At 31.7% G+C, this 11,756-nt stretch carries 11 protein-coding genes and 1 pseudogene; 6 read left to right on the plus strand and 6 right to left on the minus strand.

The genetic code is table 11. The features are described 5' to 3' along the window. Window positions 1–214: pseudogene (locus tag Q3V94_RS06700) on the plus strand (UPF0236 family protein); the annotation flags it as partial. A gap of 158 nt (window positions 215–372) precedes the next feature. Beyond that, on the plus strand, window positions 373–1,038 hold the full coding sequence (locus Q3V94_RS06705) for a hypothetical protein (RefSeq protein WP_303526204.1): 666 nt from the start codon (window positions 373–375) through the stop codon (window positions 1,036–1,038). Between the two features lie 48 nt (window positions 1,039–1,086). Here Q3V94_RS06705 and Q3V94_RS06710 read toward each other — a convergent pair whose 3' ends face one another. The 3 genes from Q3V94_RS06710 to Q3V94_RS06720 form a co-directional block, all read right to left on the minus strand. Then, the gene (locus Q3V94_RS06710; RefSeq protein WP_274766243.1) at window positions 1,087–1,425 is read right to left on the minus strand and encodes a cupin domain-containing protein; all 339 of its coding nucleotides are present in this window, start codon (window positions 1,423–1,425) and stop codon (window positions 1,087–1,089) included. A gap of 125 nt (window positions 1,426–1,550) precedes the next feature. Further along, window positions 1,551–2,891: a sodium-dependent transporter gene (locus Q3V94_RS06715; protein ID WP_303526208.1), complete on the minus strand. Its 1,341-nt coding sequence runs from the start codon at window positions 2,889–2,891 to the stop codon at window positions 1,551–1,553. A 335-nt stretch (window positions 2,892–3,226) separates the two neighbouring features. Next, complete coding sequence (locus Q3V94_RS06720; protein WP_303526210.1) at window positions 3,227–4,180, minus strand: ROK family protein; 954 nt, start codon at window positions 4,178–4,180, stop codon at window positions 3,227–3,229. 156 nt (window positions 4,181–4,336) lie between these two features. Here Q3V94_RS06720 and Q3V94_RS06725 point away from each other — a divergent pair, with 156 nt between their 5' ends. From Q3V94_RS06725 to Q3V94_RS06735, 3 genes are all read left to right on the plus strand, one after another. After that, the gene (locus Q3V94_RS06725) at window positions 4,337–5,482 is read left to right on the plus strand and encodes a sugar diacid recognition domain-containing protein (protein WP_303526211.1); all 1,146 of its coding nucleotides are present in this window, start codon (window positions 4,337–4,339) and stop codon (window positions 5,480–5,482) included. Between the two features lie 115 nt (window positions 5,483–5,597). Beyond that, window positions 5,598–6,731, plus strand: coding sequence for a glycerate kinase (locus tag Q3V94_RS06730; RefSeq protein WP_303526212.1), 1,134 nt, complete (start codon window positions 5,598–5,600; stop codon window positions 6,729–6,731). A 19-nt stretch (window positions 6,732–6,750) separates the two neighbouring features. Continuing rightward, window positions 6,751–8,094, plus strand: coding sequence for a GntP family permease (locus tag Q3V94_RS06735; protein WP_303526214.1), 1,344 nt, complete (start codon window positions 6,751–6,753; stop codon window positions 8,092–8,094). 22 nt (window positions 8,095–8,116) lie between these two features. Here the strand turns inward: Q3V94_RS06735 and ppaX are convergent, their stop codons facing one another. The 3 genes from ppaX to Q3V94_RS06750 all read right to left on the minus strand — a co-directional run bounded on the left by ppaX (window position 8,117) and on the right by Q3V94_RS06750 (window position 10,687). Continuing rightward, window positions 8,117–8,755 carry a pyrophosphatase PpaX gene (ppaX, locus tag Q3V94_RS06740; protein WP_303526217.1) on the minus strand — a complete coding sequence of 213 codons (639 nt, stop codon included), beginning with the start codon at window positions 8,753–8,755 and terminating at the stop codon, window positions 8,117–8,119. A 69-nt stretch (window positions 8,756–8,824) separates the two neighbouring features. Then, window positions 8,825–10,492 carry an alpha-glucosidase gene (locus Q3V94_RS06745; RefSeq protein ID WP_303526218.1) on the minus strand — a complete coding sequence of 556 codons (1,668 nt, stop codon included), beginning with the start codon at window positions 10,490–10,492 and terminating at the stop codon, window positions 8,825–8,827. Window positions 10,493–10,504: 12 nt separating this feature from the next. Further along, complete coding sequence (locus tag Q3V94_RS06750; protein ID WP_303526221.1) at window positions 10,505–10,687, minus strand: hypothetical protein; 183 nt, start codon at window positions 10,685–10,687, stop codon at window positions 10,505–10,507. A 165-nt stretch (window positions 10,688–10,852) separates the two neighbouring features. On the opposite strand from Q3V94_RS06750, the gene nadA reads away from it, so the two are divergent. Beyond that, the gene (gene nadA / locus Q3V94_RS06755) at window positions 10,853–11,755 is read left to right on the plus strand and encodes a quinolinate synthase NadA (RefSeq protein WP_303526223.1); all 903 of its coding nucleotides are present in this window, start codon (window positions 10,853–10,855) and stop codon (window positions 11,753–11,755) included. The last annotated feature ends 1 nt before the right edge of the window (window position 11,756 follow it).

Below are 11,756 nucleotides of genomic sequence, written 5' to 3' on the forward strand. Positions count from 1 at the left end.
ATTTAGCAAGAATGGAGGAAATTTAAGGGAAATAAGTGTGTTTAAGGAAGATGAAAAAGCCTTCAAGGTAAGTAAGAAGAAAATAAAAGAAGCGATAAGAAAGATAAATAAATCTTCACGTGAAGTTATGAATAATATAACGATATTGAACATAGGGAAAGTAACGCCAATTTACAGGATATTAAAATCAATAAAATATGAAAATATAATTTAAGTTTTTTAAATTTAACAAACGCCTTGAAACTAGCTAATTTAAGGGGTTGTCTATAAAAATTAACCTACAATATCTTGACACTATCAAAGAAATAAGCTTATTTCTAAAATTGAATATTTATTGTATAATAAAAATAGCTCTTTGGAGGTGAAGGATTAATGGAAAAAATATTAAATTTGATATTAGAAAAACTCGATAAAATAGAAAATGTTCAAGCTCAAATGCAAAGCGACATCGCTGATCTTAAAGCTAACCAAAAACAAATACAAAACGACATTGCCGATCTTAAAGCTAATCAAACACAAATGCAAAGCGACATCGCTGACCTTAAGACTAACCAAGCTCAAATGCAAAAAGACATTAACGATCTTAAGGCTAATCAAACACAAATGCAAAGCGACATCGCCGACCTTAAGGCTAACCAGGCTCAAATGCAAAAAGACATTAACGATCTTAAGGCTAATCAAACACAAATGCAAAGCGACATCGCCGACCTTAAGGCTAACCAGGCTCAAATGCAAAAAGACATTAACGATCTTAAGGCTAATCAAACACAAATGCAAAGCGACATCGCCGACCTTAAGGCTAACCAAATAAAATTAGAACAAAGAGTAGAAAATGTAGAAGTTCAACTTACAAAAGTCATTGAAAAACTCGATAATATTGAAAAGAAAATTAATGATATAGAAGCCATAAACGCTACAAGACATACTGAAATTTATATGAAACTGGAAAACATGACTGAAGATATAATTTTCCTTAAGCATAAAGAACATCAAACTGAAGAAGACCTATTTAAACTAAAGCTTAAAATTGCAAAATAATTTTTAAAAGGGTTGTTTCAAAATCTTGAAACAACCCTTTTTTAATAATTATTGGAAAATCACTATAAGAAGCATTTTAAACCTTTCCTTTGCAAAGAGGGCATGGGGAATATTGGCTGGCATTACTATTGTTTGGCCCTTCTTTAAGTAAAACTTTTCATCTCCAATTGTAATTTCTGCTTCACCATCTAAAACATATACAAGGGCATCTCCCGGAGCAGAATGGGCTGAAATTTCCTCCCCCTTGTCAAAGGCAAATAAAGTAACACTGTGGGCTTTGCTTTGGGCTAAGGTTCTACTAACAACCGTCCCCTCTTGATATTGAACAAGACTTTCCATTTCAAGTATTGCCTTATGCTCAATGTTTTTTATAAATTGTTCACTCATTAAAAATCCCTCCAAAACCTTACTACTTTTATTGGTTTTGATTTTATTATAGCACTTTCTATGGTTAAAAATGTAATTTATATCACATAACATAAAAATTTATTAATTAAACTTGTCTTAAAACTTTAAAATAATCCCCTAACAAATATCACTAATATCAAAATCGGTGTTATAAATTTTAAAACGAATAATACGCCCTTGATGTAAATTATGTTTTTATTCCCATTTCCTTTTGACATTTCTAAAAAAACTTCTTCAGATCTTGCAAAATATCCAACAAAAACAGAAATCAAAATTCCACCTAATGGCAAGAGAATGTTAGAGGATAAATAGTCGAATATATCAAAAATAGTCCTTCCTAAAAGCTTTACATTTGATAAAACATTTCCTTCAACCGAAAGAGCTGCTAAACTTCCAAATAATACAATGAAGATAGTAGTAATTAAAACGCTTTTTCTTCTATCTATTTTTTTAACTTCTATAAGATATGCAACTGAAACTTCAACTAAGGAGAGCATTGCAGTTGTTGCCGCAATAGACGTTAATAAGAAAAACATAAATAAAAGAACGTTCCCAAAGGGTAATTTTGAAAATATAAGCGGAATTGTTATAAACAATAGCCCTGGACCATAGGATGGTTCCATTTTAAAAGCAAAAACTGTTGGAAATATCGCAAGCCCTGCAAGAAGGGATATTAATGTATCTGATAATGCAACGTTTAAAGATGTTGACATTAAATCATTATCATCAGTAAAGTAACTTGCATAGGTTATCATTGTCCCCACACCTAAAGATAGCTTAAAAAACGAGAGTCCTAAGGAGGTTAATATGCTGCTTGACTTGAGCTTTGAAAAATCTACAGCAAACAAAAATTTGATTCCCTCGTATGAGTTTTCTAAAGTCAATGCTCTTATGTCACAAATTAAAATCAGGATAAATAGGACAGGCATTAATAATTTTGTTGCCCTTTCTATTCCTCCTTTGACTCCCATCATAAGTATTATGGCGACTACTAAAAGAGCAGTTAATTGCCATAGGATAACGTCTTTAGGGCTTGTTATCATATTTATAAATATATCCCTTGAGGATTCTAATGTAACTCCATTAAATTTTCCAATTAAACTTTTGAATGTATAGGAATAAACCCATCCCGCCACAGCACTATAGAAAAACATGATTAATAGGGAGGCTAAAATACCCATGTAACCTACTATTCTCCATTTTTTCCCTCCAAGCTTTTCAAAGGCTAAAACAGGATTTAATCTTGTTTTTCTTCCTATGAAAAATTCGCTTATCATAACAGGGATTCCAACTATTAAAACGCATATCAAATAAACAAATAAAAATGCGCCTCCTCCATTCATTCCGATAATATATGGAAATCTCCATATATTGCCTAAACCTATAGCAGAACCTAATGTAGCCAAAAAAACCGCCAAACTTGAAGAAAACTTTTCCCTTTTCATAATTGAACCCCCTTAAAAAAATTAAAGGCACTTAACCCTTTTTAGGGCGAAGTGCCTTCGCGGTGCCACCTAAATTGAGCAAAATGCTCATCTTTTTCGGATGCCAACACATCCTATCCCTGTAACGTGGGAAATCCGGCGCGGGCTACTTTATTTCACCCTGCATCTTGTGAACCCATTCAGCATAATGGATCGTATCGGGCTTCCACCATCCCCAACTCGCTGTAACTACCAACTATGCCTACTTCTTTCACGCATTGATTTTGGCTTTTATATAATTTGAAATTAATAATAATACGATTTTAGCCCAAAGTCAATAAAATTTTTTTAATTTTTCAAAAATTAATATTTAAAAGGGCAGCACCAATTGCACCAGAATTTTGGCCAAGTTCTGCCTTTACAATTTTGCATGCTTTAAAACTTGCCTTATAACATCTTTCCTCTATTGTTTTAATCATTATAGTATAAAGTATATCAAAACCATTGGAAACTCCCCCGCCTACTGCTAAAACCTCTGGATTGTAATTCATAATTATATTTGCAATTCCAACACCAAGATAAAAGGCTTCCCTTTCAATAAGCTCCCTTGCTAAATTATCCCCAATTTTGTAGCCTTCAAAAACATCCTTTGCAGTTATTTTTCTATCCTTTGCTATATCTTTTATAACGCTTTCTCTTCCCTTTTCTATTTCTCCCTCTGCAAATTTTGCAAGGGCTGTTCCCGATGCATACATTTCAAAACAACCGTAGTTTCCGCAGTGGCACATTTCACCGTCAAAATTTATACTTGCATGTCCAAATTCTGCTGCGTTGGAGTTTGCCCCATCATATAGTTTACCATCTACTATTGCTCCTCCGCCTATTCCTGTGCTTAAAGTTATATACACAAAATTTTTTGTCCCATTGCCAGCACCAAAAAAGTATTCAGCTAGAGCAGCACAGTTGGCATCGTTTTGAAGCTTTATAGGCCTTTTAAACTCATCCTCTAATATTTTAGCTAAAGGAATATCACTCCATCCTGGTAGATTTGGAGGATTTAAAACAATTCCCTTTTTTGCATCTAACGGTCCCGGCGATGCCACCCCTATACCTTCTAAATCTGAAATATTAATTTCAGCATCTTTTAATACTTTATATAACGTTTCCTTCATTCTTTGAATAACTTTTTCAGGGCCTTCATGGGCTAAAGTTGGTAGGGTATAAGTGGAAATTATTTCCCCTTCATTAGTCATTAATATGGTATTTATTTTGGTTCCCCCAAGGTCAATACCGCATAAATATTTATCCATATCCTTCACCTTCTATAAAATTTAAAATTTATCTATTTAATATTTTCTACATTAACTAATTTTTCCCTTTAAACATTTTTATTGTTTATTTAAAATATTATTATCTAAAGTATTTTAATAAACCTTAATTTTTAATTTTAAATTAGGGGGATAAAAATGTTAAGCAATGAAGATTATCAAAAAATTGTAAATAAGCTTATAAACATTCTGGGTAAAAATATAAATATTATGGATACATCGGGAATAATTATTGCATCTGGTGATTCAAGTAGGATTGGAACAATTCATGAAGGTGCAAAAATTGCAGCATTAAAAAAAATCGATGTTATAATTGATGATAAAAATATCGATTTTTATAAAGGAACAAAAAAAGGAATTAATATACCAATATTTTATAATAACGAAGTAATTGTAGTAGTTGGTATAACAGGCGAACCTAATGAAATAATAGGATATGGAAAAATAATAAAAGAATTGGTTGAACTTATGATTCAAGAATATGAAAACAAAAAATATGAAACATTACACTTTAGAGCAATTGTAAGTTTTATTAAAGAATTAATTAATAATAAAAACATAAAAGAAGATGAACTTGAAATACTTAAAGGTCGTGCAGAATTGATTGGATTTGATATTAATAGAGAAAAAACATTAATTGTTGCTGATATAATTGGATTTAGCGAATTTATTTACACTAATAACTTAAAAGAAGTAGAGGTTCAAGAATTAAAGGAAAATATAGTTGATTTTTTAAGAAAAAAACTTGAAATTAATGATGTAGTTTTCAACTTTAACGAGGATAGATTTTTAATAGTTTCTAGTCATAAAGATGCTTATTCTTTTTGTAAATATGTGCAAAGTGAAATGATATCAAAATTCAAGCTTAAGTTTATTTTTGGCATTGGACCAACTTGCAATAGTCTTTCAGATTATTATGTGTCATTTTTAATTGCAAACAAATTAATCGATATAGGAAGAAAAATCAACAAAGAAATATTAAGTTATAATAATTATTCTATTGAGCTATTATTAAATGATTTAAATGAAATGAACAAAAATTTATACTTAAAAGATTATACTAATATTTTAAATGATAAACACAAAAAATTAATTAAAACAGTTAAGATATATTTTGAAAGTGGAATGAATATTGATAAAACTTCTAAAAATTTATATGTTCACAGAAATACCGTTATATATAGAATAAATAAGATTAAAGATGAATTTGACATTGACATAACAATTCCAAGCGAATGTATGAAATTATATATAGCTATAATGATATATGAATTATCCCCATAAGGGGATTTTGTTATATTAGTCTAAAATAAATAAAACTTTTAGCTTACAATATTATGCTTTTTGAATATTTTAAAAAAATAAATTTTTAAATACAATATATTACGGTGGTGGTAGTATGCGTATATTAATAGCTCCCGATAAATTTAAAGGAAGTTTGTCTGCATTAAAAGTTGCTGAAAATATTGAAAAAGGAATATTGAAAGTTTATCCTGAAGCAAAAATCGAAAAGGTTCCTATGGCTGATGGTGGCGAAGGAACAGTTGAATCTTTAGTAGACGCAACAGGCGGAAAAATAATTAAAACAATTGCTAAAGATCCTTTAATGCGTGATATAGAAAGTTTTTATGGAATATTAGGAGATGCAAAAACAGCAGTAATTGAAATGGCTGCAGCTTCAGGATTGTATCTTTTGAATCAAGAAGAAAGAAATCCAATGTTAACAACAACATATGGAACAGGTCAGCTTATAAAAGACGCACTTGATAAAGGGTGCAGAAAATTTATTATCGGTATCGGTGGCAGTGCTACTAACGATGGTGGAATAGGTATGGCTATGGCTCTTGGAGTTAAATTTTATGACAAATTTAATCATGAAATTGAATTCGGCGGTAAGGAATTAATTAAAATATACTCAATAGATGATACTAATATTGATGAAAGAATAAAAGAATGTGAATTTATAGTAGCTTGTGATGTTAATAATCCTTTAATTGGTGATAAAGGAGCATCAAGAGTGTTTGGCCCTCAAAAAGGTGCAACAAAAGAAATGATTGAAATTTTGGATTCTGGACTAAAATCATATGGAATTTTGTTAGAAAAAAAATACAACAAAAAAATTATAGACATACCTGGTTCTGGTGCTGCAGGTGGACTTGGTGCTGGACTTTTAGCTTTTTTAAACGCTAAGCTTAAACGTGGTGTTGAAATTGTTATTGAAACACTTCAACTAGAAGAAAAAATAAAACAAAGTGATATTGTTATTTCAGGTGAAGGTAAGATAGATTATCAGACAGTATTTGGCAAAACAATTGCCGGAGTTGCAAAATTGTGTCAAAAATATAATAAACCTTTAATTGTAATAGCTGGTTCAGTTGAAGATAATCAAGAATTATATAGCATGGGGATTAATAGTATTTTTTCAATTATTGATAAACCAATGGAACTTGATGATGCACTTATAACAGCGCCTGAATTATTAATTAAAACATCTGAAAGGATTTTTAGGTTAATTAAAGCCGTTAAGGCTTAAAAATAAAGGGGGGTTTTTAATGTCAGGTCCGTATTTAGTATTCATCCTTTTTCTAGCTATCTTGTTTATTGTAATCACTACAGCAAAGTTCAAGCTCAATCCATTTCTTTCTCTTATTCTCACATCATATCTTTTGGCATTTGCAGCATTTATACCATCAGATAAAATCGCAGCAATTATAACCCAAGGATTTGGTAACACATTAACAAACATAGGAATAGTAATCATTGCTGGTGTTATCATTGGAACAATTCTTGAAAAATCAGGAGCAGCAATTAAAATGGCAGAGACAATTATAAAACTCGTTGGTGAAAAAAGACCTACAATTGCTATGAGCATCATTGGCTATATTGTTTCAATTCCAGTTTTCTGTGATAGCGGATTTGTTATACTTTCATCATTAAATAAAGCTTTGGCTAAAAAGACTAAAACCTCATTAGTTGCTATGTCAATAGCTCTATCAACTGGATTGTATGCAACTCATGTATTAGTTCCTCCAACACCTGGACCAATTGCAGCAGCGTCTAATTTGAAACTCGATAATTTATTATTAGTAATTATAATAGGTATGCTTGTCGCTATCCCTGCAATAATAACTGGTAATATTTTTGCAAATAAAGTCGCATCAAAATATAAAGCAAATATTGAAGAAGATATAAATTACGAAGAAGTTATGAAAAAATTTGGCATACTTCCAAGTGCTTGGAAATCATTTGCACCCATTGTTGTTCCAATAATATTAATGGCTCTTGGTTCAGTTGCTAAGTTTCCAGGTGAACCATTCGGGCAAGGTTTTATTTTTAAGTTATTTGTTTTCCTTGGAACACCAGTAAACGCTTTACTTATTGGTATGTTCTTTGCATTCTTATTATTACCTAATTTAAATTCTGAAACTTTAAATAAATGGATTGGAGAAGCAATGAAAGATTCAGCTATAATTTTAATAATTACAGCAGCTGGAGGTTCTTTAGGAAATGTTATTAAAGAAATAAAAGTTGGTGATTATTTAGGACAAACTTTAGCAGGGTTAAATCTTGGGATATTTCTTCCATTTATAATTGCATCTGCAATTAAAACAGCACAAGGATCATCTACGGTATCTTTATTAACAACATCAGCCTTAATGCTACCTTTATTACCTTCACTTGGTTTTACTTCCGACATTGCTAAAACCTTAGTTGTTATGGCAATAGGGGCAGGCGCTATGACTGTAAGCCATGCAAATGATAGTTACTTCTGGGTAGTATCACAATTTGGTGGAATGGATGTTAATACAGCTTATAAAACTCAAACAATTGCAACACTTTTGATGGGCATTGTTACAATAATTACAGTTTTTATCTTATCACTTTTCTTAATATAACACTTGATATTTTAAGGCACCTTTAAGGTGCCTTAAAAAATTCTAAAATATCCCTTAAATCTTCTATTACAAAATCTGGTTCAAATTTTAAAAGCTCTTCTAAATCTAGCATAGTATATTTTACAAGGCATGTTTTGGCGCCGGCATTTTTTCCACAAAGGATATCAAAATTGGAATCACCGACGAATAATACATCCTTTGGCTCAAATTTTAACTTTTCACAGGCCTTTAAAATAGGTTCAGGATCTGGCTTGTGCTTTACTGTATCCTCTGGAGTTATTACAACATCAAAATAATCCAAAAGATTAAATAATCTAAGGCCTCTTTCTGCCATTATCCTTCTTTTAGACGTTACAACACCAAGAAGTATTCCTTTACTTTTTAGCTCCTCCAACGTTTCCCTTGCATAATCCATCTCTTTAACCATGCTGTCGTGATTCATTTCATTATATTCTACATACGTTCTATACATCTCTTCAATTCTTTCACTGTCAAATCTCGACAATGTTATTTTAAGGGGTTCACCAAAATATTTAACAATTTCATTGTCATTTGGAATATAATCTAAATGTTTTTTAAAGGTATGCTTATAGGATTCTAAAATAAGATTATTAGTATCGATTAAAGTTCCATCAAGATCAAACAAAACCGCCTTAAACAATTCTTTTTCCTCCTATTCAAAATTTCTCATAACTAAAATAATAAAATAAAGAGGTTGAAACTTCAACCTCTAAAATAGATATACCCTTGCCTCGAAAGGCTTTAAGAGCATATTTTCCTTCAATTCTTCTTTTTCATAATTGCTGATTAAAAGTTTCATATCCTTTCCTAATAAATCCTTTGGAAGATTTACCTCAACTTCATCCTTTGAAAAATTCATAAAAACTAATAGGTTTTCATCTTCAAAATGCCTTGTATAGGCAAAAATTCTTTCGTCATCTTCAAATAGAAGTTTTATGTCACCGTAGACTATTACTGGGTATTGTTTTCTAAGTTCGATTAGCCTTTTATAGTAATAGAAAATCGAGTTTTTATCTTCAAGGGCTTTTTTAACGTTTATCTCCTTATAATTTGGGTTAACCTTAATCCAAGGTGTTCCTTTGGTAAATCCTGCATTTTCGCTGTCATCCCACTGCATAGGAGTTCTTGCATTGTCCCTTCCCTTTTTATAAATTGCCTCTAAAAGGTGTTTAGGGTCATTACCCTTTTGGAGCATCTCATTATACCAATTTAAAGTTTCAATATCCCTGTAATCATTTATTGATTCAAATCTTACATTTGTCATTCCTATTTCTTCTCCTTGGTAAATATAGGGTGTTCCCTGCCAAGTGTGGATAAAGGTCGCAAGAAGCTTTGCAGACTCTATTCTATACTCTTTATCGTCACCAAACCTTGAAACAAGCCTTGGCTGGTCATGATTGTTTAAATAAACTGAATTCCATCCCTTTTCCTTAAGTCCTTCATACCACTTATACATAATCCTTTTAAAATCAGTAAGCTTCCACGGCTTTACATCCCATTTGTTTTTACCTGAGTCTATATCCATTAGTTCAAAATGGAATATCATATTAAGCTCATTTCTATCGTAATCCACATAAAGCCTTCCAACCTCAGGAGTAACCCCTGGAGTTTCTCCAACCGTCATTATATCGTATTTTGATAAAACTTCCTTATTCATCTCCTGCAGATATTCATGAACCTTAGGTCCATTGGCGTAATATTTAAAGCCTGGTTGTTCACCCTTTTCTTCTGCATCGTAATCATAAGGAAATCCCTCAACCTTTGAAATAAAGTTTATAACATCCATTCTAAATCCGTCTATCCCCTTATCAAGCCACCACCTCATCATTTTGTATACTTCTTTTCTTGCATTTTCATTATCCCAATTAAGGTCCGGCTGCTTTACTGCAAATAGGTGAAGATAGTATTCATCGGTGTTTTCATCATACTGCCATGCAGAACCTGAAAAGGCTGATGTCCAGTTGTTTGGCGGATTGCCGTCTTTCCCTTTTCTCCATATGTAAAAATCTCTATATGGATTATCCTTTGATTTTCTAGATTCTATAAACCATATATGTTCATCTGAAGTGTGATTTACAACAAGGTCCATAATGATTTTGATTCCCCTTTTATGTGCCTCATCAAGTAGCTTTTCAAAATCCTCCAAAGTTCCAAATTCATCCATAATATCATAATAGTCGCTTATATCATATCCATTGTCAGCATTTGGGGATTTACATATTGGATTTAGCCAAATTATGTCCACCCCAAGCTCCTTAAGATAATCAAGCTTTTCTATTATCCCCTTTAAATCTCCAATTCCATCCCCGTTTGAATCATAAAAACTTCTTGGATAGATTTGATAAACAACGCCTTCCTTCCACCATTTTCTCTCCATATTAGTCCTCCTTTAGTTGTCATTATTTCTATATTCCTGCTCCCTTAAAACATCCCTGACAGCCCTTTTTATGCTATCCTCCATGTTTATTAGGTTTTCTTCAATTGCGCGTTTAACTGCTTGATAAATTACAAAATATAGGATTGCGATCTTTATAAGAAAAAATATAAGGGTTATTATTGGGTTTAAAAACATTAAATCATCCCCTTTATAAACTTTTATTCAAATTATCTCATAGATAACAATATTTTGTAAATATTATAAATAACCAAACTTTTATGGCAAAATAACTCAAGTAAAGTTGCTATTGCTGTATCGCTTATATATAATATTGTATATACAGATGTAAAGGAAGGTGTAATGATGATAGAGGAAATAAAGAAACTTAAGGAAGAAAAGGATGCTCTAATCCTTGCCCATAACTATCAAAGGCCTGAGGTTATAGATATTGCCGATTTCGTTGGCGATTCCTTTTACCTTAGTCAGGTGGCAAAGGATTCAGATAAAGGGACAATAGTATTTTGCGGCGTTGACTTTATGGCTGAGAGTGCTAAAATTCTATCACCTGACAAGAAAATCCTTCTTCCCGTTAAAGATGCAGGATGCCCTTTAGCTGAGATGGTGGATATTGATGAATTAAAAAGATTTAAAGAAAAAAATTCAGATGCAACATTTGTCTGCTATATAAATACAAGCGCTGAGGTTAAGGCCCTTTGCGATGTTGTTGTAACATCGTCAAATGCTATTAGGATAATAAAAAGGATAGAAAATAAAAAAATTGTTTTTCTTCCTGATAAAAACCTTGGGGAATTTGTAAAAGAACAGGTTCCAGAAAAGGAAATAATCCTTTGGACTGGTTTTTGCCCAACACACCGTAAAATTTCTAAAGAGCATATCCTTTCTTTGAAGGAAGAAATTAAAGATTTAGTAGTTCTTACTCACCCTGAATGTGAAAGGGATGTTAGGGAAATATCTGATTTTATAGGCAGCACTAAGGAGATAATAGATTATGCCACTAAAACTAATTATAAAAACTATCTTATAGCTACTGAAGAAGGAGTAATCCACACCTTAAAAAAACTAAACCCAAATAAAAACTTTTTTATCCCAGGCCTTACAGCAACCTGCCCTAACATGAAAAAAACAAGGCTTATAGATGTTTATGAGAGCCTTTTATATTCAAGATATGAAATCCATGTTGACGAAGAAATCGCAAGGGGAGCTAAAAGAGCCCTTGAAAATATGCTAATGCTTGCAAGGTGAT

The sequence above is a fragment of the Caloramator sp. CAR-1 genome (genome assembly GCF_030546345.1).
GTDB classification, from domain to species: domain Bacteria; phylum Bacillota; class Clostridia; order Clostridiales; family Caloramatoraceae; genus Caloramator; species Caloramator australicus.

Coding starts and splice junctions, on each gene's coding strand:
- Q3V94_RS06705 (WP_303526204.1), top strand. CDS start 373: ATGGAAAAAATATTAAATTTGATATTAGAAAAACTCGATAAAATAGAA.
- Q3V94_RS06710 (WP_274766243.1), bottom strand. CDS start 1,425: ATGAGTGAACAATTTATAAAAAACATTGAGCATAAGGCAATACTTGAA.
- Q3V94_RS06715 (WP_303526208.1), bottom strand. CDS start 2,891: ATGAAAAGGGAAAAGTTTTCTTCAAGTTTGGCGGTTTTTTTGGCTACA.
- Q3V94_RS06720 (WP_303526210.1), bottom strand. CDS start 4,180: ATGGATAAATATTTATGCGGTATTGACCTTGGGGGAACCAAAATAAAT.
- Q3V94_RS06725 (WP_303526211.1), top strand. CDS start 4,337: ATGTTAAGCAATGAAGATTATCAAAAAATTGTAAATAAGCTTATAAAC.
- Q3V94_RS06730 (WP_303526212.1), top strand. CDS start 5,598: ATGCGTATATTAATAGCTCCCGATAAATTTAAAGGAAGTTTGTCTGCA.
- Q3V94_RS06735 (WP_303526214.1), top strand. CDS start 6,751: ATGTCAGGTCCGTATTTAGTATTCATCCTTTTTCTAGCTATCTTGTTT.
- Q3V94_RS06745 (WP_303526218.1), bottom strand. CDS start 10,492: ATGGAGAGAAAATGGTGGAAGGAAGGCGTTGTTTATCAAATCTATCCA.
- Q3V94_RS06750 (WP_303526221.1), bottom strand. CDS start 10,687: ATGTTTTTAAACCCAATAATAACCCTTATATTTTTTCTTATAAAGATC.
- nadA (WP_303526223.1), top strand. CDS start 10,853: ATGATGATAGAGGAAATAAAGAAACTTAAGGAAGAAAAGGATGCTCTA.